Origin of the sequence: Colwellia asteriadis (genome assembly GCF_039523295.1) — a bacterium.
Taxonomy (GTDB): domain Bacteria; phylum Pseudomonadota; class Gammaproteobacteria; order Enterobacterales; family Alteromonadaceae; genus Colwellia; species Colwellia asteriadis.
In genome coordinates, this window is the sequence record NZ_BAAAFA010000010.1 from 126,920 (window position 1) to 152,757 (window position 25,838).

Annotated in this window: 16 protein-coding genes; 9 read left to right on the forward strand and 7 right to left on the reverse strand. The window is 38.9% G+C overall.

Annotated elements, in window-relative coordinates; genetic code table 11:
• Window positions 1–13 precede the first annotated feature (13 nt).
• On the forward strand, window positions 14–1,246 hold the full coding sequence (locus tag ABD005_RS14650) for an Nramp family divalent metal transporter (RefSeq protein WP_343818356.1): 1,233 nt from the start codon (window positions 14–16) through the stop codon (window positions 1,244–1,246).
• An 83-nt stretch (window positions 1,247–1,329) separates the two neighbouring features.
• Here the strand turns inward: ABD005_RS14650 and ABD005_RS14655 are convergent, their stop codons facing one another.
• The 3 genes from ABD005_RS14655 to ABD005_RS14665 form a co-directional block, all read right to left on the reverse strand.
• Window positions 1,330–5,730 (reverse strand): Ig-like domain-containing protein, encoded by a 4,401-nt coding sequence (locus ABD005_RS14655; RefSeq protein WP_343818358.1) that lies wholly within the window; start codon window positions 5,728–5,730, stop codon window positions 1,330–1,332.
• 114 nt (window positions 5,731–5,844) lie between these two features.
• Window positions 5,845–7,263: an ATP-binding protein gene (locus ABD005_RS14660; RefSeq protein ID WP_343818359.1), complete on the reverse strand. Its 1,419-nt coding sequence runs from the start codon at window positions 7,261–7,263 to the stop codon at window positions 5,845–5,847.
• A complete protein-coding gene (locus ABD005_RS14665; RefSeq protein ID WP_343818361.1) occupies window positions 7,263–8,057 on the reverse strand; it encodes a response regulator in 795 nt (264 codons plus the stop codon). Before ABD005_RS14665 ends, ABD005_RS14660 begins: the two co-directional genes overlap by 1 nt.
• A 196-nt stretch (window positions 8,058–8,253) precedes the next feature.
• On the opposite strand from ABD005_RS14665, the gene ABD005_RS14670 reads away from it, so the two are divergent.
• Entirely contained in the window at window positions 8,254–8,745 is a 492-nt protein-coding gene (locus tag ABD005_RS14670; protein WP_343818363.1) for a Spy/CpxP family protein refolding chaperone, read from the forward strand.
• Window positions 8,746–8,998: 253 nt separating this feature from the next.
• Here the strand turns inward: ABD005_RS14670 and ABD005_RS14675 are convergent, their stop codons facing one another.
• Both ABD005_RS14675 and ABD005_RS14680 read right to left on the reverse strand, forming a co-directional pair.
• On the reverse strand, window positions 8,999–9,697 hold the full coding sequence (locus ABD005_RS14675) for a helix-turn-helix transcriptional regulator (RefSeq protein WP_343818364.1): 699 nt from the start codon (window positions 9,695–9,697) through the stop codon (window positions 8,999–9,001).
• Window positions 9,698–9,805: 108 nt separating this feature from the next.
• Window positions 9,806–10,132, reverse strand: coding sequence for a hypothetical protein (locus ABD005_RS14680; protein WP_343818366.1), 327 nt, complete (start codon window positions 10,130–10,132; stop codon window positions 9,806–9,808).
• A 491-nt stretch (window positions 10,133–10,623) separates the two neighbouring features.
• Here ABD005_RS14680 and ABD005_RS14685 point away from each other — a divergent pair, with 491 nt between their 5' ends.
• Window positions 10,624–12,477 carry an alkaline phosphatase PhoX gene (locus tag ABD005_RS14685; protein WP_343818368.1) on the forward strand — a complete coding sequence of 618 codons (1,854 nt, stop codon included), beginning with the start codon at window positions 10,624–10,626 and terminating at the stop codon, window positions 12,475–12,477.
• Window positions 12,478–12,664: 187 nt separating this feature from the next.
• Entirely contained in the window at window positions 12,665–14,533 is a 1,869-nt protein-coding gene (locus tag ABD005_RS14690; protein WP_343818370.1) for a hypothetical protein, read from the forward strand.
• 94 nt (window positions 14,534–14,627) lie between these two features.
• Here the strand turns inward: ABD005_RS14690 and ABD005_RS14695 are convergent, their stop codons facing one another.
• The gene (locus ABD005_RS14695) at window positions 14,628–16,202 is read right to left on the reverse strand and encodes an HD domain-containing phosphohydrolase (RefSeq protein ID WP_343818371.1); all 1,575 of its coding nucleotides are present in this window, start codon (window positions 16,200–16,202) and stop codon (window positions 14,628–14,630) included.
• A 284-nt stretch (window positions 16,203–16,486) separates the two neighbouring features.
• Between ABD005_RS14695 and ABD005_RS14700 the strand changes: the two genes are divergently transcribed.
• From ABD005_RS14700 to ABD005_RS14710, 3 genes are read left to right on the forward strand one after another with little or no spacing between them, the layout of a single operon-like run.
• Window positions 16,487–18,364, forward strand: coding sequence for a CHASE2 domain-containing protein (locus ABD005_RS14700; RefSeq protein WP_343818373.1), 1,878 nt, complete (start codon window positions 16,487–16,489; stop codon window positions 18,362–18,364).
• A 38-nt stretch (window positions 18,365–18,402) separates the two neighbouring features.
• Complete coding sequence (locus ABD005_RS14705) at window positions 18,403–18,972, forward strand: hypothetical protein (RefSeq protein ID WP_343818376.1); 570 nt, start codon at window positions 18,403–18,405, stop codon at window positions 18,970–18,972.
• Window position 18,973: 1 nt separating this feature from the next.
• Complete coding sequence (locus tag ABD005_RS14710; protein WP_343818377.1) at window positions 18,974–19,864, forward strand: M48 family metalloprotease; 891 nt, start codon at window positions 18,974–18,976, stop codon at window positions 19,862–19,864.
• Between the two features lie 134 nt (window positions 19,865–19,998).
• Here the strand turns inward: ABD005_RS14710 and ABD005_RS14715 are convergent, their stop codons facing one another.
• Window positions 19,999–21,063 carry a phospholipase A gene (locus ABD005_RS14715; protein WP_343818379.1) on the reverse strand — a complete coding sequence of 355 codons (1,065 nt, stop codon included), beginning with the start codon at window positions 21,061–21,063 and terminating at the stop codon, window positions 19,999–20,001.
• Between the two features lie 437 nt (window positions 21,064–21,500).
• On the opposite strand from ABD005_RS14715, the gene ABD005_RS14720 reads away from it, so the two are divergent.
• On the forward strand, window positions 21,501–24,602 hold the full coding sequence (locus tag ABD005_RS14720; RefSeq protein WP_343818381.1) for an efflux RND transporter permease subunit: 3,102 nt from the start codon (window positions 21,501–21,503) through the stop codon (window positions 24,600–24,602).
• An 87-nt stretch (window positions 24,603–24,689) separates the two neighbouring features.
• Window positions 24,690–25,805, forward strand: a complete 1,116-nt coding sequence (locus tag ABD005_RS14725; protein WP_343818383.1) for an efflux RND transporter periplasmic adaptor subunit — start codon at window positions 24,690–24,692, stop codon at window positions 25,803–25,805.
• The last annotated feature ends 33 nt before the right edge of the window (window positions 25,806–25,838 follow it).

Sequence of the window (25,838 nt, forward strand, 5' to 3'; positions counted from 1 at the left end):
AAGAATAAAAATAATGATTAAATTTCCTAAAATTGGTCCAGCAGTGTTAGTGACTGCTGCATTTATTGGTCCTGGTACTGTGATTACTGCAACAATGGCTGGCGCAAATTATGGTTTCAGTTTGCTGTGGGCTTTAGTTTTTTCTGTAATCGCGACCATTATCTTACAAGAAATGGCCGCCCGTTTAGGTGTTGTTACTCAACAAGGGTTAGGTGAAAATATTCGCTTAGCGTGCACAAATCCATTGGTTAAAATATTAGCAGTATTACTGGTTGTTAGCGCTATTGTAGTGGGTAATGCGGCTTATCAAGGTGGTAATATTTCAGGAGCTAGCCTTGGTTTAGTTCATGTTTTTGGCCAAGGGCAGTGGCTTCAAGGAAGCATGTTGGAAACAATATCGCTTTGGCCGCTCGTTATAGGATCTGTTGCATTATTTATTTTAGCAAGCGGTAGCTATCAGTTTATTGAAAAAGCGTTAATTTTATTAGTTACCGTTATGAGTATTGCCTTTTTGGCGAGCTTTATGATGGTTCCCATTGACTGGAGTGAGTTTTTCTCAGGCTTATTAATACCGAGCTTGCCTACAGGGGCTACGTTAACGGTTATTGCATTAATTGGAACTACCGTTGTGCCGTATAACCTATTTTTACATAGTGCTAGTGCGAGTAAAAAATGGCAAAACGTTGAGCAGCTTGGTGATGCAAGAAAGGATTTGTATTTTGCCATCCCTCTAGGTGGTTTGATCTCAATTGCGATAATCTCAACCGCCGCTAGTGCTTTTTTTGGTCAACAAATAGAAATCACTAATGCGGCTGATATTGCACCAGCACTGGCACCTGTTTTTGGCGAACATGCGGGCATTTTTATTGCGGTAGGTTTGTTTGCCGCCGGTATATCATCAGCCGTAACCGCGCCATTAGCGGCAGCTTTTGCTTTAAGTGGCATTTTAAATCTCAATAAAGAGATTAGCTCTTTGCAATTTAAAAGTATTTGGTTTGTTATTTTATTACTGGGTGTGTTAATTGCGAGTATAGGTTATCGACCTATTGAAGTGATATGGGTGGCACAGGTTGCTAATGGAGTACTGTTACCATTGATTTCATTATTTCTCTTATGGATGATGAATAGCGCAACATTAGGGCAACATAAAAACACTAAGCGACAAAACTTACTTGGTTTATTGGTGGTGTTAGTTACGCTCTTATTAAGCGCTCGCAGCTTAATGTCGGCGTTTGGCTTGTTATAGTTTACGAATAGCTAAGTGTTTTTATGGTAAAGCGTGTCTTTACGATAAGCAAAGGCACGCTATTTTTTTAACAGTAGGACTGCTTAAAGCGCATAGTAGATTGTACCTTGAGGTGATGCTGAAATAGTTGCGTTTAAGCTTTCAGTGATGGTAATCGTAGTATCACTTTTTTTAATATTGTAACTAACGCCAGGCTTTAGCCCAACAATTAGGGTGTCAAATACTTGATTAACATTAGATATATCAATGCTAAACTCATTAACACTCGCTTTACTAACAATAGCAACTAACGTTGTAGGAGATGTGTTATTAGGGTTTTTTACCAATACTGGATGAATATTAGTACCCGGTAATAACAATGCACTTTCCGTTGGGTAACCTTCCTGCTCGGTAATAGCAATAACATGTAAAAAATCATCATCTTTACTGGCTTGTGTTGGACTGACCTCGATACGCCATTGACCTGACTCTCGATAGACGCGCTGATCTGTGCCAGAAAGAGGGCTAATTAGATCATCAATATAATTATGAGCTGTATTATTACCGTTGTCCCACACTAAAAACTCCTCACCAGCACCACCAACTGTTGTGATACTGTGTTGTTTAGGCAGTAAGGTTTTTTGATATAAGCTGGCTTTATCAGCGCTATCAATACCTGAATCTATGGTAAGTTTAACCATATTTTCTGAGATTTCAGGTGAGTTGATACTATGTAATAAATATGATTTTTTAAATGTTTTATTTTTTGAACTAACTTCATCATAAATAAGGTAAACAGGGTGAGTGTATGAATGATTAGGCAGCATGATAAAGTGGCGATTAAACTTTTCTAGCTTAGCCTGACTATAAGCAAGACTTGCATCGCCCATTGTGTAGGTAAATTTATTGTTATGTTGGTAGTGCACAACGCCACCTAAACTATTACTGCCAGTAGGCTTTACTTCTTCTGGTGTAGGGTAGTTATTGCCTTTAATTATTTGTCCGCCATCATTAGATAGTGCTGTTGCAGCGTTTTGATAGTTTCGCACACCAAAACTTTCATTTGGGTCATAAACCGTTATTGTATTATGAGCAACACTTCTGGTGTAGTAATTCCACCAGTGCCAGCTACCATAAGCACCCATGACATTATAGCCACCAGAGTCTATTGCTAATGGACCTTTATAAAAAATGGTAAAAGCATTCTGATCTCTATGATGATGGTTTATCGAAGAAAAAGAACTTGATTTAAATACCGCTAAGGTATTTTTATCCACTTGCCAAGAGTCTCGCATGGTAACAATACCGGCATGTGCAAAATGTTTTGATAGCGGTAACTCTGTCGGTGCCTTTGCGGTAACAGGGGTTATGTCTGCATACAAAAGCTTCCAAATAGAGTCGGCTTGTGGCATATTTTCATAAAGCCATTGTGCATGCTGGTCTTTGTATTCAGACGCACTATACATTAAAGGGACACCTTGAAAGTTGGCAGTATAATCAGTTGACCAAACATCTCCCGAGTATGGGAAGTTATGGTATGCATTATTTTTAAACTCATTAAAAGTGTTTAGGTTTCGTAAACCGTATAAATAAAAGCTGGCTTTTTCTTTATGCCATTGCGCAAACCAGCTTGACTCGTCGGTGGCATACCGCCATAAGTAATTAACGTCAAAACTAGCGTAACTGGTGCCATAGGTCCAGCCTTTTTCAGAGCCGCCCCCCATAGATGACCAGGCTAGAAAAGGGTTGTAGCCATTCTCGAAGTGACTAATGATTTTTTGTAAATAACTATAATAGAGAGACTGTACGTCAATAGAGTTTGTATCATCAGGGCGCAACTTTTCTAACCCTGAGTGGTTTGGAATATCATGGTATATTGCTAATAGTGCGGTTAATGCGGCAATGTTAGCCCGTCGGCTATGACCACCGGTATAAGAAGGAGCAGAATAAAAACTCCATCGTTCATCGATGTATACCAAGTTAGCTAAAATATTTAATCTTATTTGAGTTTTGTCTTCTTCAGATAACTCGTTGTATAACCAGTCGTATAGTACACCTAAGGCGAAAACCTTTCCACGCGGGTGTGCATCATTAGGTGCTTTATTATTAACCCAGCCACCACTGCCGTTTGGCTCAGCTGGATAAGTTAATGAACGCTCCATGATAGATTTAATATATAACTGAGCATATTTAACCGATAAAGCACTTTCGTTAATGTAAGCGTTGATTCCCCAGCGCATAGCATCATTATTAAAATCATTGAGGTTTGTTATTGATCCACTGGTACGCTCATCAACAAGCGCTTTAATGCCTGCGGTATCATTAATATCGGTTACTAGCTCGCGACGACTAGCTAACCATGAGTCTAACTCGTTCAACTCATTAACCTTTTGTTTAATGGTGTTAAGGCGTAGTGGGTTAATGAATAGATAAGGGTGGTTACTTTTAACGGATAAGTTTTTAATATCTGTCGCTAAACTGCGAGTAAAGTTATTTACTGAAACTTTTACGGTACTTGAGGTTGAGTATGTTCCTTGATTGTCAAATACTCGGGCTTTATAGCGATGTGTACCAACTTGTGGAGTAACTGTTATACTGTAAGGGGCAGCGGTTAAGCTTGCTAGCTGATAGTTGTCAGCATAAAAATCGACTTTGGTTACTTCGCCATCACTATCACTTACTTGGGCGGTTAAAGTAATGGTATCGTACAGGGTTGGCGTAGTATTACTGGCAGTTAACTCAATACTTGGCCGTATTATTGGCGGTAAATCATTAACCGTAATTGTGATTGTCGTTTGCACTTCTCTTCCTAAACTACTGACAATATTCTGGGTTAATGTGAAAGTGCCAACTTGCTCTGCTGAAAACTCGGGGTTCAATAAGCTAGTATCTGATAAGTAAATTGCTCCAGTACCACTCCAAGCAATATTGGCTGTGGTTTCATTTGAGTTCTGCCAGTCAATAGCGCTTTGCAAAGTATATTGCTCAAGATGAATTAAGGCTTTACTCGTTGGAGCAGTATAGATTGGCGCTTTAACGCCGTTAGGTTCGTCATTAACAGTAATGGTGATTACGGCATTTACTTGTCTGTTAAAAGAGCTCGTTATGGTTTGAACTAATGTGTATTCACCTACAGTTGAGGCTGAAAAGTCAGGTGTTAATGTATTGGTGTTCGAGAGAAATTGTGCACCACTACCAGACCAAGCAATATTGGCTGTGGTTTCATTTGAATTCTGCCAGTCAATAGCGCTTTGCACAGTATATTGCTCAAGATGAATTAAGGTTTTACTCGTTGGAGCAGTATAGATTGGCGCTTTAACGTCGTTAGGTTCGTCATTAACAGTAATGGTGATTACGGCATTTACTTGTCTGTTAAAAGAGCTCGTTATGGTTTGAACTAATGTGTATTCACCTACAGTTGAGGCTGAAAAGTCAGGTGTTAATGTATTGGTGTTCGAGAGAAATTGTGCACCACTACCAGACCAAGCAATATTGGCTGTGGTTTCATTTGAATTCTGCCAGTCAATAGCGCTTTGCACAGTATATTGCTCAAGATGAATTAAGGTTTTACTCGTTGGAGCAGTATAGATTGGTGCTTTTTTTTCATCACTTTGTGCTATTACTGAAATATTAATAGTGGCGCTGATTTTTCTATTTAATGAGCTTGTTACAGTTTGAGTCAGACGGTATTCCCCAGCTTCAGTTGCTAAAAATAAAGCAGTTAAGTTGTTGATATTTGAAATAAATTCTGAACCTTGGCCTGACCATGTAACCGCTTTTATGGTTTCATTATTATCATGCCAATTGATCATATGGTTTAGCCTAATTTCAGTGTTTAAAGTTGCTTGTAGTGCTGGGCTATGAGTAAAGGTTATCGGATCGTCTGTAACTTCAATCGTTAACACTTGCTGTAATATGCGGCCTAAATTACTCGTTACTTGAACTGTAAGCTCATAGGATCCAGCATCGGTTGGATGAAATAGTGGGGAAGGGGTAATAGTACTATCTAAAAAATGAGTACCATCACCACTCCAGATAATTGATGCGGTACTCTCATTGTCATCATGCCAATTAACGTCACCAGTGAGCTTAGTATAAGCAAATTGTTTGAGCGAATGTGGTACGCTAAAGTGTATTTCTGATTGCTTATCTTTGACTACAATGAGTGTTGAGGCAGTAAGTTTCTTACCTTGATTACTGATAAATTCAACGGATAGACTATAGCTTCCCGATTCATTCATAAGCAAAGTCGGTTTCAGAGTATTAGTACTATTCAAGAACACGCTAGCATTACCGTACCACTTGATACTTTGCGTTATTTCGTCGTCATTTTTCCAGTTTACACTAGGCTCTAGTATATAGGGAGTAAAGCTTATTACTTGATAATTACGCGCTAAGTCAATACTGGCGGTTGTTATTACTGGTTCTTGTGTTTGCGTTTCTTCGCTTGATCCCCCACACCCTGATAACAATAATAAAAAAATTAAGATGAACAGCTTAACCATACGACGACTTCTTCCTTGATGAAAATACGAGGCGCTAGATTATATTTTAAGCGTATTTAAGTCAACGAGTTAGCAATATAATAAGTGTTTTTGTTGTTGAATTAGAGTGAGCTCTTAATTTTGTAAAGGAAGTACTATCGACACCATTAACCCGCAAGGCTGGGTATTTTGTGCATATATTTCTCCTTGGTGTTGCTTGATTGCTTGTTGGGCAATGGCTAAACCTAAACCGGTACCGCCGCTATTACGGTCTCTTGCATCAGCAACACGGAAAAAAGGCGTAAAGAGTTTACTTAGCATATTATCAGGTACACCCGTACCTTGATCGGTAACCGTTAAGCATATTTTCTCAGTTATCAATGTTAGCTCAACACTGACAGTACTATGTTCAGGTGCATACTTTACGGCGTTATTAAGTACGTTGCTAATTGCACTAATGAGAAGCTTTTTATCGCCATTAAGTGAATATTTTTCATCACTTGCTAGCGTTATTATGACGTTTTTTGTATTGGCAATATATTGACAATCGTCCACCACTTGCTGAGTTAAGTTTACTAATTGAATGGGCTCAAAGTGATCTGTGGTATTGGTATGCTCAAGTCGAGAAAGCGTTAACACATCACCTATCATAGTATCTAAGCGATCAACCTCATTTTCACAACGATTAAGGTGTCTTTGTTGCTCCTCGGTATTACCTATATTTTGTTCTACTAAACCAATTGCTAACTGTAATCGTGCAAGAGGAGAGCGCAGTTCATGAGATACATCGCCTAATAAACGCTGATGCGCGGTAATATTGTCTTCAAGCTGACTTGCCATTTTATTAAAACTGCGAGCGACTGCGCCAAACTCATCAGAGCGCTCATCAAAGCCAATAAGACGCGTGCTTAAATTACCTTTACTTAAGTTATCACTGGCTTTTTGTATCGCAATAAGTGGTTTACTAAATGCTTTAGCAAGCAGCCAGCAAAGAAAAGCACTAATGATTAAGGAAATCATCATCTTCACTGATAGCGGTAAGTGCTCAATAATGCTGTGAAATTGCTGACGATCGATGGGACCAGCAACAAACAACTGGTAGCTTTTATTGTTGACCGTAATTTCTTTGGCACCTGTAACTTGGGTGTAGGCAAAATCGATAGTCACAGGGTTAGGTAGAGAATTAATGCTTAAATACTTCTCAATACCTTGCCAAGCACGATGACGTGGTAGGTAAACTTTATTTGTAGCAAGATCTTTTATCAGTAAGTGCTGCTGATATTTACGCTCAAACTGATTACGAAGTGACTTTAGGTTAAATTTTTTTTCTTTGTTGGCTAACTTAATTATCTTTTTGTTTTGTTGCGTTGCGTATTGGTTTAGTAAGTGTAATTGTTTAGGTGTCGCTACACCTTGAGTAGGACGATGCTGTAATTGTAATGTTATTACATAACTTATTGAAATAGAACATATAACAACAAACCAAAAGGTTAAAAATAGTTTGGCGCTAATACCAAAATTCAGAGATGAAAGTAACTTTTTAATGGCAGACATTAGCTCATATCTCCTTGTAAAAACACATAACCAGCACCACGAACGGTTTTGAATTTATCAACGTCGGTGGTTGCTAATATTTTTCGGCGAATATTGCCAACATGCACATCAATGGTTCTATCATATAAGCTAAGTTTACGCTGTAGTACTTGTTCAGATATTTCTGCTTTACTGATGATTTTACTATGGTGTTCTACCATATAAAGCAAAATTAAATATTCAGTACCCGTTAAGTCGAGGGAGTGACCATGACTAAGAACTTCTCGGGTGGCGTGGTTAATTGTTAACTGGTTAACGGTAATGTTGTTCATTGTTGCTGTTGAAGCTGGCGCGATACCATCTAGCGATCTTAACGTGCTTTGTGAACTATTTGTTGACTCTTTTACAATGGCAATTCGTCTGAAAATAGCATTAATACGTGCTAGTAGCTCTCGGTGTTTAAAAGGCTTTGCCAAATAATCATCTGCGCCTAATTCTAAACCTAAAATACGGTCGTTATCATCACCGCGAGCGGTGAGCATCAGTATGGGAGTTTTATGACTTCCCCCTAAAGCTTTTAATACTTCAAAGCCATTTAATTTAGGCATCATCACATCTAATAAAATAAGATCAATACTTTCATCAAAAGCTTGTGCCAACCCTGCAACGCCATCTAAGCAAGAGATAACCGTAATATTTTCACCAGCTAAATATTCGGTTAATAACTCTGCTAACTCATGATCATCATCAATGAGCAGAATTTTTTTATTTTCTACAACACTGTCAGTAAGTTGTTTGTCGGCAGTTGTTAACATAGTGATTAAGATAATTGCTTGATAATGAAGTTAGTTTACGTGATATCTAAGCAACAAAAAATAACTTTACATAGCTTTACATTCTCTTTGCACTCCTTTGCAAAGGGGTAAGTATACTAAAATTGAATTTAACGAAAGCGTACTATGCTAATGATATTATTCATTAGTGAGCGTAAATTACCCCGAGGGAAGTATTATGAATAATTTTATGAAGAGTTTAAAAAATAGTCGAATTAAAAACATTATGGTTGCATCATCACTGTGTTCTGCGTTGTTATTCTCAGGAGCCAGTTTAGCGATGGGCGATGTTGCTACCAGTGATAGTGATATGAAACCAGCTCATAAGAGCGAGCGAATGATGAAGCGTATGGCTAAAAAGCTCGACTTAACCGACAGTCAACAAGCTGAGATTTTAGTGATAAAGCAAAATAGTAAAACTGAAATGGAAGCACTAAAGCCAGCGCTTAAAGCTTATAAAGAGCAAGTTAACACTTTACTTTCAGCCGAGACTTTTGACGAACAAGCTTTTACTCAACTACAAAGTAGTAATCAAGATGTATTTGCGGCTCAAGCACTTATTCGCGCAAAAACAAAATTTCAAATGAAACAAGTTTTAACCTCTGAGCAATTTGAAAAATTGAATAAAAGTCAAAGAAAGTTTAAACACAAACGTAAACAGCGCTCTTAAGTATTTATGATGAACCGCGTTACTTGTAACTTTAAGGTTAATCCATGTAAATAATCAAATAATCAAATAATCACAGTTTAATGGTTTTAAACTGTGATTTTTTCTATGGTTTAAAGCATCAACAGGCATTTCGCCAACATGAGTAGTACGTTAATATTCATGTTCTGTACGCTTACTACACATATAGTTAAAACTAATGAATTATAAGTGTGATCTTAGTGGCAGAGAGCAATAAAGAATGTTGTACTAGTTTTTAACATTCACCATATTTTTCCGTTTGAATACGGATGTAATGCTGTAGATTAATGTTGTCCGTGGTCGTAAATTGACTATCGGTTACCGTTAATGAGTTGATGCGATCTAGGCGAAATAAACGGTAATCATTCCGCTTTGTGCACCATGCTACAATTGTCCAAGTTTTTCCCCAGTAAATTAAGCCTAAAGGCCAAATGTTACGCTTACTTTGGCTGCCGTGTACATCACTATAATCTAGCGTGGTTATTTTAAAATTTTTAATCGCTGTTGATATTTGCTCACTAAATTGCTCTGTCTGTTGTGGCGAAAACTTAGGAACAATGACCCACTCAGGTTGTTGTACTGCACTTTGATGCAATTTCTCAGGTAGTACTGCATGTATTTTGGCTAAGGCAGAAGAGGCGGCCGTTGCCATTTTGTTATTACTCCAGCTTTCTACCATTCTAACGCCGAGTAATAGCGCTTCAACTTCATTTTCGTCAAACATCAATGGTGGTAAGCTAAAAGTATTTTTAAGCTTATAGCCAACACCTGTTTCAGCTTCAATCGGAATGCCCGATAAAGAAAGTGCTTGTATATCTCGGTAAATAGTACGCTCTGATACCGCTAAAGTGTGTGCAAGTTGCTGTGCAGTAACATAATTGCGCCTGCTACGTAATAATGTGAGTATTTGAAAGAGACGTTCGGCTTTTCGCATAGCAATAATATAACGTTAGTATTGGTTGAATAATAAAGCGGGTTATCGGCCTTATAAGATAAACGCACCTGTTAAGTGTGCGTTTTAGCCTATGTTTTGATGTAGCAGTTATGCTGGGCTAGACTCACACATCATTGCCTCAGAGAGTACAGGCATATGTTTTATAGTAACACTATCTGCATCGGTAAGAGATATTAAATACTTACAAGCATCTGATTGCTCAAAAGCGCTGCTCGCTTGTGTTGCTGACGCCATATCTTGCCAATAGACAATATCATGTAAAACGCCAGCAGCATCCTCACTAATCGAACGATATAAAAAACCAGGTTGCTGTTTTACAAAGGTATTAATTTGCTCGTGTGAATTATTAAGTAATGACTTATTAATGTTGTTTTTCAATCGATAGGTTACTATTTCTATTACAGTTGTTGTCATGCTATTTCCTTTTTATTAAGACAAGTCGTCATTGTTTTATGCTAGAGGCTGTTGAACTTTCGCTGTTAAACTTTGTTCGAGATAAAAGCGTTTGTTGGTCATTTTTACTGGGTTATCACCTTTTTATGTGACACCACATGGATGTAACCTATTAGAAAATGCAGGCGCTTATTGTCCTGAATAACCACACAACCAAGGCTCTGCCTTGTATAAATACCCAACAAAAGCTGCAAAAAATCTCGAAAGATCAACAGCCCTAGGTTTTTAGCTAAATAATGCTAGCTGGTCTTATCATATTACGCCCTTACTGACAGCGTTATGTCAGTAGTGTTTTATTAAAAATTTATTCATCGCACAAAAGTCACAAAATTGTCACTAATTTGTAAATAAGCAATTCCATACTCTTTTTGCCATTTGGTAGTCGTTGTTATTAGGTGACTCCTTAACAGCGATACAAAAATTTTATTATCTAAAAATAATTAGGAAGAGCAATGTCTACATCAATAGTTAATACAAAAAAGTACAATAAAAGTAAATTATCTCTATTGTCTCTGTCGGTAATGGTTGCCTTGACAGCATGTGATGGTGATGACGGTAAAGATGGTATTAATGGCGCAGATGGCGCTGCAGGTGCCGATGGTATTAATGCTCCTATTGTTAGCGTTGACCATACACCAGTGTTAACACGTTTGGCCACCGTGCCTACTGGCGCGGAAGTGACAGGTGCGTTTTTAACGGATGAAGGGGATTTGTTTTTCAATGTTCAGCATCCGTCAGATGCTAACGTTGAAACTGATAAAGTCAATGCAAAGGCATTTAACAAAGGTACCGTTGGTGTTTTACGTGGTGTTAACTTTAATAACTTACCTAAAAACGTAGTGAGCTCTCCAGTACCGCAATCAGACTTTGAGCGCCAAACGGTAGTTTCAGCTTTAGGTGAATATCAAATTTTAGGTCAAACACAAGATACTTTTAGCGAGCTAGGTGCTAACGGTTTGGCCAAAGGTTTAGGTGTTCATTACGGTATGATCAGCGGTGATAAAATTATTGAAAACAATGCACCAGATTTTAACGGTTATGTGTCTACCGGTGAAGGTGAGGGTTACCTTTTTACTAACTGGGAATCGTACCCAGGCGGTATGAGCCGTATGAAAATTGAAAAAGATGAATTTGGCAGTTGGTCAGTGAAAGACGCAATGATGATTAACTTTGACCATGTTGGTGGCACCGCAGCAAACTGTTTTGGTTCGGTTTCACCTTGGGGAACACCGTTAACCTCAGAAGAGTGGATTGTTAACTCTAGCGTTAATTCAACGACTTCGCCTAGTTGGAATGATCCTGCCAATACCAATACTGATGGTATTGAAGCATTAACAGCGCCTGATTTTCCTAACCCTTATCGTTATGGTTATATTGCCGAAATAACCGAGCCTAAAAGTGCAGAGCCTATCGTTGTTAAACATTACACTATCGGGCGCTACGAGCATGAAAACTCAACGGTTATGCCTGACAGAAAAACGGTTTACTCATCACAAGATGATACCGGTGGTGTGTTATTTAAATTTATTGCCGATACGCCAGAAGATTTAAGTTCAGGTACCTTGTACGGCGCTAAGTTAAAACAAGACCAAGGAAGCTCAGATCCCGCAACTACTGGTTTTGATGTAACTTGGGTTGAAGTTGCTCGAGGTGATAATACTACCATTGAAGCGTGGATTTCTGAATATGACGGTATTGATACTGATGATTACGACTCAGGGCTTTCAAGTTACATGACTTTAGCGGACGTTCAAGCTTGGGCTAATGGCGATGCTACCTACCCAAGTGTTGAAAATGGTGGAAGTAAAGTAACAGCGGGTCAACCAATGGATGATCGTGCTGCGTTTTTAGAGTCTCGTCAAGCAGCTAAAATGAAAGGTGCAACTGCTGAGTGGCGTAAGCTTGAAGGTATTAGTATTAACCATGACCGTGCATTAGAAGCCGTTGGTAAAGAAGAAGCCGTTGCTGGTGAAGATGTTATGCAAGCTTTCATGTATTACGGTATTGCTGATATTGATAACACCATGATTGATGGTGAAGGTGATATTCAGTTATCTGCACGCGTTAAAGATTGTGGTGGTGTTTATCGTTCTAAACTCGAAGAAAATTATGACATTAAACGTATTGAGCCAGTCGTTATGGGGGGGACTTACCGTTCAAGTTTAACGGGAGCAGAGCGTTGTGATGTTAATCAATTATCGCAACCTGATAACGTTATTGTGATGAAAGACGGTCGTATTATTATTGGTGAAGATGGTTTCCAAGAAAATAATACCTTGTGGATGTACGACCCTAAATCTAAATAACCTTTAATTTGGTTAAATAGTTTGGATAGGTTACTTAGCTTTAATTCAATCGCTAACAGGTCTTGTATTTGAGTTAGTTAAGTAAAAAATCGTGCAAATAAAATGCAAAGCAAGTAGCGCTTAATCTACTTGCTTTGTTAATAACTACATAAAAACCTTCAAGTAACTCGTAATAATAAGATACCTTATGAAAATTAACGCCCTTAAAAACCATATTTATAAAGCCAAAATGTTACGTGTTTTAATGCTAGCAATTGTCTGCGTTCTAAGTGCATGTGGCGCGGATAAAGTTGAGCACCAAGACGAGCAGCTTAGCCAGAAAAATGTTGAGCAAATAGTCCAAGAGTATCCGTATAAAACTCAGCAAAACATTCCTGCTATGGCATATATTGAGCATGGCGAAACTTACAATGCAGAAACCGTTATTCCACCGCAGTGTTATACCAAAACTGACGGGGTTAATAACCCGTGTTATGCATGTCATCAAACTTACCGTGGCGATAAAGATCGTAGCAATGCCATGAATGATGGCGCACTACAAGGGGAATATCAGTTTTCAGATTTAGGCGTAACTAATCATTGGAAAAATTTATTTATTGATCGACGTCCACTGATAAAAAATATTTCAGATGCACAAATTAAAGACTGGATCGCACAAGATAATTACAGTGACTTTATTGACAAACAACAACAAGATAAGCACTGGAAAGGGGAGTACACACCCATTGAAAACCTTGCTTACCCCGAGCAAGCATTTAATCAGCAAGGCCTAGCTAAAGATGGTAGCCATTGGGTTGCTTTTAACTATAAACCGTTTCCAAGTACCTTTTGGCCAACGAATGGTTCAACTTCAGATGCGATGATCCGTTTACCGAAAGCCTTTAGAGAAGTTAATGGTAAATACTCGCAAGACGTTTATTTTGCAAATTTAGCGTTAGTTGAAATCACCATGAAAGAGCTGGCGCAAACGACACTACCCACTATTTCAGAATACAAGGTGGGAGTAGATTTAAATAATGACGGCGTGATGAGCAATGAAATTAACCGTATTGTTAAGCAAGAAAATTATTTAGGTGACGCCAGTGATATTTCGCTAGAGCATACCTTGTATCCGCAAGATACTGAGTTTCTGCATACTGTGCGTTACATTGGCGTTAATGAGCAAGGTGGGATTTATAACGCACCACGCATGAAAGAAGTGCGTTATATGAAAAAACATAACTTTAAAAGCAAGCAAAGTTTAGCGTCGGAATATTATTTAGAGCAAAAAGAAAAAGACTCTGAGAACCTTCCTCAAGTTAAGCAATTAGGTGACCGAGGTATTAATACCGGATTTGGTTGGACAGTAAACGGTTATATTGAAAATGAGCAAGGGCAGTTACGCCATCAATACGACCAAGAGCTTGCTTTTTGTAGCGGTTGTCATAAAACCATTGGTAGCACGCTCGATCAAACCTTTTCGTTTCCACGTAAGGTTGACGGTGTAGAAGGGTGGGGCTATCAAAACTTGGCCTCGCAGCATGATGCGCCAAATAAAGGAGAAACACAGGGTGAATTTTTAACTTACTTTGAGCGTGTTGGTGGCGGTGACGAGTTTCGTCAAAATGGTGAGATGTTAGCGCGTTGGTTTGATAAAAACGGTAAGGTTGATAGTGACAAGGTGAAAGCGGCGAATAATATTTATGAGCTGATTACCCCGTCTCCTGAACGAGCCTTACAATTGAATAAAGCTTATCTAACTATCGTCAAAGAGCAAAGTTATTTGTTTGGTCGTGATGCAGTGCTAACCAAGGCAACCAATGTATTAGAAAAGGTTGATGAAAGTCAGCAGCCTCTTGCACATGCACATCGTTATCAATGGGATTTACGCCTTGATTGGCATAAAAACCTTAATAAAGGTAAAAAGCTAGCCAATGATAATCGTGCTGTAACAGCAAAATATGACAGTGCAGAAATCACTAAAAGTCATGACCTTATTTTCAAAGATATAACAACTGTTAAAGGTATAACGATGGTTAAAGGTTTAGCTATAAGCTCGGAGGCTACCACTCAATAAATATTGATACTAACCACCTGATGCTCAAAAAAGGTCTTTGCAATATATCGCAAAGACCTTTTAGTTTTTCTGATTACTGGCATGAGCCATTATTTTATTTTGGATAATTCTCATAGCCAGGTAATTGGTTAATAGATACCTCGTCAATTTGTGACGAATCTAAAAACTTTTCAGCAAACTTTATATACACTTTTTGTTCGAGAAAAACATCAAATAAGTCAGGGTCAATATGCTGGTCAAGTTTCATTCGAGCCATAATCGTTAGCGTTTCAGAGAGTGTTTTAGGGGCTTTATAAGGCCTATCATTCGAGGTAAGCGCCTCAAAAATATCAGCAATCGCCATAATACGTGCTTGCACTGACATTTCATCACGCTTAAGCCCCTTAGGGTAGCCGGTTCCATCCATTTTTTCATGGTGACCACAAGCATATTCAGGTACATTTTTTAAATGTTTAGGGAAGGGCATAGACTCGAGCATTTCTATCGTAACCTTCATATGGTCATTAATAATTTGACGCTCTTTAGGGTTCAATGTACCGCGTTTGGTAATTAAGTTATGTACTTCATCTTCACTTAAGATGGGTTGTAATACCCCTGCAATAGACACTTTGTAATGTTTAGCTATTTTATAAACGCGATTAATTTTTTCATCGTCAAAAAACTCACCACCGGTATTCGCATGTTCAATAAATTTTCTATCAGACTCTAAAGTTTTGAGTAACGATAACTTACCTATGTCGCTATGTTTTGTAGAGTAGGTAATATCACGTGCGGCAATTTCAAAACGGGCACTTACTAGCGCTATTCTATCGAAGACAGTTTCGAGTTTTTTTGACTTATCCATTACGTATTCAGGCGTAGCCACTTTCCCGCAGTCATGTAGCCAAGCAGCAACGCTAAGCTCGTGAAAATCTTCAGCTTGCATAGCGAATTCTTGTAAGGGGCCATTATCAACATCATGGCAAGCTTGCGCTAACATCATGGTTATTTCAGGTACGCGGCGACAGTGGTTGCCGGTATAAGGCGACTTTCGATCAATGGCTGCAGCAATAACCTGAGAAAACGAAGCAAACAGTTGTTCCATACTGTCAATTAATTGTTTATTGGTTAAAATAATGGCTGCAAATGAGGTTAGTGCTGAGATTGTACGTATAACATCTTCACTAAAGGCAATAATGTTACCTTGCTCATCAGTGGCATTAATCAATTGAATAACACCATTTAACTCTTGCTGATGATTTTGCATCGGCATCGTTAATACTGATTTTGTGTGATAATTGTTGCGCAGATCCATCGCTTTAGCAGCGGTGAAGTCATAATGAGTACTTGCATAAACATCCTCAATATTGATGATGTCCCTCGTCGCTGCGGCAATAGCAACCATAGCACTTTGATTAGTTTCACCGTGCTGGTAAATATTAATAGGTGCAAAATCAATAGGGTTGCCACTTGTGCCACCTAAATGGTAGTTCAAACTATTATTCAGTACGGTATCAAACACTAGGGCTTGTTGATTTTCGTCTTCATTCTTTGTTACTGAGTAAATAGTACCTGCATCGGCATTAGCAAGTAGCATAGCGCGCTGTAATATTTTTTCTAATAACGCGTGATGGTTTTTTTCTGTAGACAGTGCGTTGCCAATTTCGACAAAATGCTCAATATTGTTCATAAAAACTCCTGTAGCTCTGTCCAAGTATAGGTTTATTCTATGATTTGTTCAGAAATACAATATAAACGTCGACAATGATTGTTATAACTCCAATATTATACTTATCTTCAGGCAACTGATAGTTAAGCTTTAAGTTAATATAAGTGAAGTTTATCGTTGAGTGAAACTTAATCTAAATAAAAATAAGCTAATTAGAGGTTTTTATAGTAGATTTATTAAAGAGAATAGGGCTAAGGTGACGTTAGGCTAAATTAAGCCAGAATCAAGGTATTACTAAGCTAATCATGAAGTTAAATAAAAACCAAAAACATACATTTATTATCGGTTTTATTTTATTAATAACGTATTTTACCGCTTTGCACTTTAAATTATTGGCAAGTGCTAATTTTTCAATGTTTGATTGGCAGTCGGCGAAAATCTCTCCTCATTTACCTGTTGATAATGATATTGTTGTGATTGCCATAGACGATTATAGCTTAGAGAAAATAAGCCCTGTAGCGGGACGCTGGCCTTGGCCTAGAACTATACATGCTCAACTTGTTGAAGGGTTAATTCAACAGCAAACATTTGATAGTAGAAGCCAAAGTGAGCAGCAGCCAGCCTTAATCGCCTTTGATATATTATTTGCCGAAGCTGATATTTACCGACCCGACGCAGATACCTACTTCAACGAAATATTATCGACCACCGATAAAGTATTTTTTGCAACCTTAGCTTTAAGGACGCAGTCAGGAAAAGGACAATTAATAAGCACTTTACCTACAGCGTTGGGCTTACAGGCAACACCGAGCGCAGTTATTGATGCTCGAGCTCGTTTTATGCTGCCACAAGCAATTAACAAAGAATACTGGCAGTTAGGGAGTATCAATTTTAGTGCTAGCACTGATGGTGTCGGTCGTTACTATGATGTTAATAAAAACATAGATGGCTGGCAAATGTTGTCATTACCTGCAAAGTTAATACAATCGCTAAGTATGCCGTTACCTAACGTAGATAAGGTGTTATTGCAGTGGCAAGGGCAGCGTGAACAACCTTATAAAACATTGAGTTATGTTGATGTTTATCAAGCAATAATGGACGGTGACAAGCAGTTACTAAGTCAGCTTTCCAACAAAATCGTTTTAGTTGGCGCTACAGCATCAGGGTTATTTGATGCACGCGCAACGCCAATCAACCCACACTTGCCGGGTGTTTATATGTTGGCAACCGCGATTGATAATTTAAAGAATAAACAGTATTTAGCACCAGCTCCTATGGCGGTTAATTATATACTGATGACGTTGCTTCTAGCGTTTATAACCGTAAGCTTTATTGGGGGAAATAAGTATTCTCACCGATTAATACGAGCGGGTGTCATCACATTAGCTTTGAGCTTGACGCTAACGGTTAGTAGTTATTATTTATTGTTTCAGCAATATGCTTTATTTGTTGGCGGGCCTATTGCGTGGTTACTCATTTCGTTTGTCGTATTTTCTTTTTATTATGGTTATCTTGAATATCGTAATCGTCAACAGGCATTAGCAATGTTCGGGCGCTTCTTGCACCCCGAAATGGTCACTACATTATTGGCTGAAGGCGCATTATCACCTGAAAAGCTTAATCAAAAAAAAGAGTTAACAGTGCTTTTTTCTGATATTCGTAGTTTTACTCAAATAGCTGAAAAAAATGATACACAGCAAGTGGTTGAATTATTAAATAATTATTTTAATCAGCAAGTGAAAGTGATATTTCAACACCGCGGTACGTTAGATAAGTTTATTGGCGATTGCATTATGGCTTTTTGGGGCGCGCCGGTGAATAATGAAAATCACGCCGTAGCGGCCATCGATGCGGCACTGGAAATGGAGCAGAGAGTGCTTGCCTTTAAAGAGAGCTTACCTGAGCACCTACAGCACTTCGATATTGGTATTGGCATTCATACTGGCGAATGTCTTGTTGGAATGATTGGCTCAGACTTGCGTTTAGATTATACCGTTATTGGCGATACGGTAAATTTAGCGAGTCGTATCGAAGGGTTAACGAAAAATAATGCCCGTATATTAGTGTCAGAACAAACGAAAATTGCGGGGGAACATACCTTTGATTTTATTTATCATGGTGAGCATCAAGTTAAAGGACGTGATGCAGTGGTAAAATTGTATCAACCTCAATATAAAACGTGATGAACTGAGTAATCACATATAACAAATGAGAGTGAATTATGAAAAGTAATGCAGTATTTTCTTTTTCAGCCGTCGCTTTAGCGACCATGTTATTAACAGTGACAAGTGTAAACGCTAATACCGAGCGTAGTGCACGACTTATTAATGACGCACCTCTTTTAAAGCAAGCCAACCCACAAGGTGAAGTTATTGCGGTGCTAACTCAAGGCGTTCCAATTACGGTAAAGTCGCGTCAGCGTGCTTGGTATTTTATTACTCAAGATAGTGTTAACTCGACTCCTAATTCCAGTAAAGCTAAGCAGAACTCAGTAAATCATCATGGTGTTTCTGGCTGGGTAAGTATGCTCAGTGTTCGTTTTCTAGCACAAGCAAAGAGGCAAGGTGAGAGTGGGCTTGAAGGCGTTTTAGCCAGCACGGGTAATGATACACTATCAACAGTATCGACCGGGATTCGTGGAATTGATGAAAATGATATACAAAGTGCAGAAGCAAACTTGGAGCAGGTTAAGCTCTTAAGTAGCTATGCTACAACTAAAGAAAGTGCCTTAGCGTTTGCTAAAGCAGGTGAGTTAGTTACTCAAAAAGTACAAGTAAAGGAGGATAACTAACATGGCTATATCAATAAAGAAACTTTCTATACTGACTTTATTTGCTACTTCACTATCAGCACTATTACTTAGTGCTTGTCAAAGTACTGATATTAAAATAGGTGATATTAACGTAGGTCATCTAGTACATCATGGGCTAGAAGCTGTAAATGCCAGAGCTATTGATGAAGAACAAGAAATTCAAATTGGTCTAAATATGTCAGCGGTATTGCTGGGGGCTCGACCGCTTGTTGAGCAAAATAATATTAACCATTATGTTAATCAAGTAGGAATGTGGTTAGCGAGCCATAGTGACAGACCTGATTTACCTTGGACATTTGGTGTTATCAATAGTGAATCCATTAACGCCTTTGCCGCACCAGGGGGGTATATTTTTATTACTTCAGGTATGATTGCTCAGCTTGATAATGAAGCGCAACTTGCTGCGGTACTGGCCCATGAAATTATTCATGTAACGGAGCAGCATCATTTACAGGCAATACAAGAAGGAACACTCCGTGTCGCTTTAACAGAAAGTTTATTTGTTACCACACAAGTTTATCAGCAAAATACTAGTGCGAGCAGCAAGCAGGTTGCCTATAGTGAGTGGGCTAAAACGGCAACAGATACAGCTCAATATTTGTATGTTAAAGGCCTAGATCGAGGGGATGAATATATCGCTGATGAATACGGTATTCGATTGTTAGCAAAAGCGGGATATGATCCTTATGCTTTTGTTGATAATTTACAGCTATTATCGTCTATCTCTCCCGATGACACTGCTTTAGCGCTAATGTATAAAACACATCCAACACCAGGGCAACGCCTAGCCGAGATTGCAGGGCACCTTGATAATTTGCCAGTCACTGATGGTTTATTGTTAACTGATCGTTTTGTAAAGGTTATGCGTTAAAAAGTTATGCGCTAAAATTTGTACATCGTGAGCGTATTTAAGCTTAGTCTCGATTAGTTGCAATTTCTAAAGTACAGGCAGGTACACGTTATGTGTCCTGCCTGTACTTCATTATTTTAGTTTAGTCGGTATCATTATAAAAACGTGGTTAGAGCAATACCAATGCCCAAACGCTGTTGGTTATAGTTATAGTCAATTAAGCTTTCACCATAACCATTACTGTATTGCGCATAACCTCTGAGCTTACCCCATAATGGGAAGGTGATGCCTACCTCGACAAAGCGTCTATGATGAGAAAAGCTTTCTCTTCCTTTAAATGAAAGCTCATAATCCTTACTGAACTTATAAGCCATACCTAATTCAAAGTGCCCCATATAATCCAGAATGTCAGGGTTATCATCACCATTACTGCTCTGTGGTGTAGCTTTTTCATTTTCTGGGATGCGATACCAAGGCTTAAACGATAAGGCGAAGTTTCGTTTTTCATATAAGTAAGTTATATACACTCGGTTCCAGCTACGAGATAAGTCCTGAGAACGGCCATTTGATTGATGCTCAATTCCGAGTACTATCGCCGAGTTTCCTCCAAAAGGATGAAACCCTATGGGGGCTAAATAGAAAAACTCAGGGTTGTAATTAGTTTCCCTAAATGGTTTTGATATTTTATCTGAGTACATTTGCCACCATGACTCAATAGTAAAACCAAAAAAGAGTTGATCGCCTTCAACTAATAAGTCATTAGCTAATAATGGGATTTTAATACTTAATTGAAACTTAGCTTCAATATCTTCGAGATTTCCATACCAATTATCATGAGTTTTATATGCTTCTTGATTAATACCGTCGGTGAGTAATGCAGGCAATATATAGTTCATTTTATGTGGCGTCATAATATAAGGATCAGAAGCACTTCTTGTTTCTTTTATTAGTCGGTGACTTAACGCACCAAGCTCTATATTTTTTCCATCATCCCTTTCTATAACTTTTTTAGCTACTTCATTTTCACAGTGCTGCTCTATTTGAGCAAGGGTGGTGCTTTTATCCGAGTTTTTAATACTACTAAATAGGCAAGACTCAAAGCGTAATTGATTTTTTGTTTTAGGCTCTAATTCTAACTCTAGCTCTTTGGGCTGCTCTGCATAAGATGAAAAACCTAAAGTACTTAACAACAACACGCTTATATGATTTTTTATGGGCATTCGAGTAAAAGGCATTCTTATTGAACCTAAGATAAGAGGAAATGGGCTTTATTATAACCAACGCGTACTTTTCCTCAACCAATAGCGTTTTTAGTTTTTGTAATGTCGAATAATACTAATGCGTGGATAAGTTGAATTCGGCGCATCAGCGATAAAAGTATGTCAATTTATGTCTTTATATTGCAGCGTATTTCTTCTACGTAATTGGTCGTATTTAAACTGTTATTAAGCGCAAGCGGCTTTCATTAACTCAACCCCTTTGTATATTTAATGAAAATAAATGTCATGGAAATGCAACCAAATACCCATTAAGTGTTACTCATTAGTGCTACACATTTTTGTGACAGGTTTACTGAAATGTTATGGCTTGATTGGAGTTTTATTGTGGTTTAGTTGTTAATTCTGGTTGTACAGAGTTACTTTCTCAAGGAGTTGAAATGAAGTTTACTAAAAGCGCACTTGCTAGTCCCGCAGCAGTAGCCGTTGGAATTGCCTTAATCCTTTTGGTGGGCTTGTTAAGTTTATTTAAATTACCTGTCCAGTTATTTCCTGATATAGAGCGACCGCAAATTAGTATAGAGACCTTCTGGCGAGCGGCATCACCAAAAGAGATTGAATCAGAAATTATTGAGCCACAAGAACAAGTACTACGAGGTATTGCTGGCTTAAGCTCAATGAATGCCTTTGCTAATCGTGGGGCAGCTTTCATTAATTTATCATTTGATATTGATACCAATATGGATCAAACCTTAATTGAAGTGATCAGCCGTATGACTCGCGTGGCTAACTTACCCAGAGATGCTAGGCCTCCACGTATCATGCTTGGTGGTGGCGGGGGAGGAAACACCCCAGCGTTAACATTTTTCTTTTTACAAGCGTTACCGGGCAATAATTTAGATATTAATGATTATATTGATTACGCCAATGATGTGATTCGTCCGCGCCTTGAAGCCATTGAAGGGGTTGCCTCTGTGCAGGCAAATACTGGGCAAGTAAGAGAAGAGCTGCAAATTCGTTATGACCCAATCAAAGCCGCAGAACTCGGCATAGAAATCCCGGCGTTAATTCGCCTAGTTACGGCTAGTAATGATGTTTCAGGTGGTTTTGTTGATGTTGGTAAACGCCAATATACCTTACGTTATAACGGAAAATATGATGTTGAAGAGCTCTCGCAGTTAGTATTAGAGGCTCGCGGTGGGCGCAATATTCGTCTTAGTGACATTGCCACTGTGTCTGTTCAGCGTAATGACCCTCAAGGTGTTGCGGTACAAAATGGTAACCCCGCGTTTTCTATGCGTATTAACCGCGCCAATGGTGCAAACGTGTTAGATGCGCTCAACAGTGTAAAAACGGAAGTGGAAGCCATCAACAAAGAATTACTTGCCGATAAACAATTAGTGATGGTGCAATCGTTTGATGCCTCTGTCTTTATCTATCGAGCGATTAATCTAGTGACAGGGAATTTATTTTTAGGCATCGTGTTATCGCTGTCAGTGTTGTGGTTTTTTATTCGTCGCATGCGAGCAACTTTTATTATTGCTACGGCTATTCCGGTGAGCTTATTAAGCACTTTTATTGTCTTAGAAATAACGGGGCGTTCACTTAATGTAATTTCCCTTGCTGGACTAGCGTTTGCCGTTGGTATGGTATTAGATGCCGCGATTGTCGTACTCGAAAACATTTTGCGTATGCGTGACAAAGGGTTAAATGCTCATGACAGTGCAGAGCAGGGCGCTAGTCAGGTTTGGGGCGCATTACTGGCGTCAACCGCGACCACAGTCGCAATTTTCTTACCTGTGTTCTTTCTTAAAGACATTGAAGGTCAGCTATTTGGTGATTTAGCGTTAACTATTGCCATCGCGGTTTCTATCTCGCTTATTGTCGCGATGGTTTTATTGCCTGTATTAGCTAAATACTTTTTAACGCAAAGCACACTTAACGATCCAAACCAAAAGCTTTGGCAGTCAATCACTTCCTCAGTGATGAAGTTAACCAACTCTCGTACTAAACGATTAACGGTATCGTTAAGCTTGCTGATCATTCCTGTAATGGTGAGTGTTATCGCCATGCCAAAATTGGATTACTTACCACCAGTTAAACGAGACGCAGTGGATGCGTTTTTACAACTGCCGCCGGGGATGAATATTAATACTATTGAGCAAGAGGTTGTTAAGCCGATAGTAGAACGTTTACAGCCCTATATGAATGGCGAAAAAGAGCCAGCACTGAAAAACTACTATATGTTTGCAGGCACATTTGGCAGTAACTTAGGTATTAGAGCGCAAGATCAAAGTAAAGTGAATGAGCTACTTGAAGTCGTAAAAAAGGAAGTGTTGATTGACTTACCAGACACTCAAGTTTTCGCTCGTCAGGGTAATTTATTTGGTGGTTTTGGCGGTGGACGACAAGTACAAATTCATTTGCAATCTAAAAATATGACGGGATTGCAAGAAGCTGCTCGCCAAGGCATTGAGCTAGTCAAAGTAGCCATTGAGGGAGCTAATGTTAATGCTAACCCAGGTTTGGCGATGTCAGAGCCTGAGATTAGTTTAAACCCAAATGATCGCACTATTATCGAGCAAGGCTGGGATCGTCGAGCGTTAGGTAGCGTAGTACGTACTTTAGGTGATGGTTTATATGTAGGTGAATACTTTAATGGAAGTAAACGCTTAAATATGATTTTACGTACCGACGGCTGGAGCGATCCTGATAATTTAGCCGATGTGCCTATGGTTACAGGTAATGGCGGCGTTTCACAATTATCGAGCTTAGTGGATATTGAACGCACCGTTGGGCCAAGTCAGTTAAGGCGCATTAATGGGCATCGCACCATTAGCCTGAATGTATCACCACCGCAAGGATGGTCACTAGAAGAAACGATTACGGTCTTAAAAGAGCAAGTGGAGCCTAAGCTTAAATTAGTTATGCCCGATGACGGTAATATTTTATATGGCGGTAGTGCTGATCAACTCGCTAAAGCCATTACGGTGATGGGAGAAAACTTTGCTTTTGCTTTAGTGATTCTTTTTTTGTTAATGGCTGCCTTGTTTAGATCAGTCAAAGATAGCATGTTAGTGGTTATTACCATCCCATTAGCGACAGTTGGCGGTATTTTAGCAATACAATTGCTTAATCTAAGCGTTTTTCAACCACTTGATTTGTTAACGATGATTGGCTTTATTATTTTGCTGGGCTTAGTGGTAAATAATGCCATTTTATTAGTTCATCAAACTCGTGTAGGGCAACAACAAGGCTTAAGTCGAACCCAAGCTATTGAACAGTCATTAGTGCTGCGCTTACGACCTATTTTTATGAGTACCACAACCAGCTTCTTCGGAATGTTGCCGCTGTTATTAGTACCAGGTGCCGGTAGTGCTATTTATCGGGGCTTAGCCGCGGTTATTGTCGGTGGTCTTGCTTTTAGCACGTTATTTACCATTGTCTTATTACCTTGCTTATTAAGGTTGTCATTACAAGACTTTCGGTTGGGTAAAGCGCTTAAGGATGGGGTAATTAACCCTACATTAAAAAATGCTTAGTTATGCTGCTTACAAATAAACGAATAAACGAATAAACGAATGGATGAGTTACCTAATTAGTAGAGACTTCTGAGGGAAATGATGAACATGATATTATTAAATAAATTAAATAAAAGCGGACAGGTTGTTCAAAGAATAAGAGCGCTCAAGCTATTAGCTGCTAGTACAACATTAGTCATGATGGTATTTAGTGGACAAGCCTTTGCACAAGAGCCTGAGCAGGGGCATTTAGTCAGTATTGAACAAGTTAAAAAAGAGCAAGTTAATCCTACCATGTGGTTACCAGCCAATGTGATCAGCCGTAAAAATGCCCCTATTTCAGCAGAGCAAACCGGTCAATTACTTTGGGTGGAAGAAGTTGGCAGCCAAGTCAAACAAGGTCAATTGCTGGCGCAATTAGACGATCGCCATTTAAAATTGCAATTAAAGCGACAACAGGCGCAAGTTAACCAGCATCAAGCGAATGTTGATTATCTACGTGGGCAGAAAGCTCGCTTTGCCACGTTAAGTGAAAAAAATAATTCTGCGCTCAGTGAGCTTGAACGCGTTAGTAAAGATTTAACCGTTGCAATAAACGAAGTGGCAGCTTTGTCTATTGAAGTTGAGCAAACCTTATTAGCTATTGAAAAAACGGCAATAGTTGCGCCATTTAGCGGTAATGTTAGCGAGCAGTTTGCTCATGTTGGGGAGCTGATCACCATTGGTAGACCCTTATTACAATTAACCGATACTAAAAACTTAGATGTTAGTATTGCGGCGCCTATTGCTATTGCGCCTTTTTTAACCCGCGGTCAAAAAGTAATGGTAAAGTGGCAGCAACAATTAATTCAGTTGCCTATTCGCACTTGGAGCCAAGCGGGTAGTCAATTATCTCGCACGTTTGAAGTGAGACTTGCCGCCGATAACTTAGCGATTATCGCGGGCAGCGCTGTCACAGTTTCTTTACCTAAGCAATCTCCTAGGGATGCGATTTTAGTACCTCGCGATGCTTTAGTGTTACGTGAAAATGAAACCTATGTATTAACCGTATCAGATCACCAGGCTAAAAAAGTGTCAGTACTTGTGGGTCAAGGTATTGAACGCTGGGTATCGGTTATTGGTGAGTTAGCAGCAAACGATAATGTTGTCGTACGCGGCGGAGAACGTTTACTTGATGGCCAAAAAGTTCGTTTTTCTGGTGAGTTAGTTGCCGCGGTTAAGTAAGCGTTTTACTCAGTGATATATTGTGCCGTGTGA

Coding starts and splice junctions, on each gene's coding strand:
- ABD005_RS14670 (WP_343818363.1), top strand. CDS start 8,254: ATGAATAATTTTATGAAGAGTTTAAAAAATAGTCGAATTAAAAACATT.
- ABD005_RS14680 (WP_343818366.1), bottom strand. CDS start 10,132: ATGACAACAACTGTAATAGAAATAGTAACCTATCGATTGAAAAACAAC.
- ABD005_RS14715 (WP_343818379.1), bottom strand. CDS start 21,063: ATGCCCATAAAAAATCATATAAGCGTGTTGTTGTTAAGTACTTTAGGT.
- ABD005_RS14690 (WP_343818370.1), top strand. CDS start 12,665: ATGAAAATTAACGCCCTTAAAAACCATATTTATAAAGCCAAAATGTTA.
- ABD005_RS14675 (WP_343818364.1), bottom strand. CDS start 9,697: ATGCGAAAAGCCGAACGTCTCTTTCAAATACTCACATTATTACGTAGC.
- ABD005_RS14725 (WP_343818383.1), top strand. CDS start 24,690: ATGATATTATTAAATAAATTAAATAAAAGCGGACAGGTTGTTCAAAGA.
- ABD005_RS14665 (WP_343818361.1), bottom strand. CDS start 8,057: ATGTTAACAACTGCCGACAAACAACTTACTGACAGTGTTGTAGAAAAT.
- ABD005_RS14705 (WP_343818376.1), top strand. CDS start 18,403: ATGAAAAGTAATGCAGTATTTTCTTTTTCAGCCGTCGCTTTAGCGACC.
- ABD005_RS14660 (WP_343818359.1), bottom strand. CDS start 7,263: ATGTCTGCCATTAAAAAGTTACTTTCATCTCTGAATTTTGGTATTAGC.
- ABD005_RS14695 (WP_343818371.1), bottom strand. CDS start 16,202: ATGAACAATATTGAGCATTTTGTCGAAATTGGCAACGCACTGTCTACA.
- ABD005_RS14650 (WP_343818356.1), top strand. CDS start 14: ATGATTAAATTTCCTAAAATTGGTCCAGCAGTGTTAGTGACTGCTGCA.
- ABD005_RS14700 (WP_343818373.1), top strand. CDS start 16,487: ATGAAGTTAAATAAAAACCAAAAACATACATTTATTATCGGTTTTATT.
- ABD005_RS14655 (WP_343818358.1), bottom strand. CDS start 5,730: ATGGTTAAGCTGTTCATCTTAATTTTTTTATTATTGTTATCAGGGTGT.
- ABD005_RS14685 (WP_343818368.1), top strand. CDS start 10,624: ATGTCTACATCAATAGTTAATACAAAAAAGTACAATAAAAGTAAATTA.
- ABD005_RS14710 (WP_343818377.1), top strand. CDS start 18,974: ATGGCTATATCAATAAAGAAACTTTCTATACTGACTTTATTTGCTACT.
- ABD005_RS14720 (WP_343818381.1), top strand. CDS start 21,501: ATGAAGTTTACTAAAAGCGCACTTGCTAGTCCCGCAGCAGTAGCCGTT.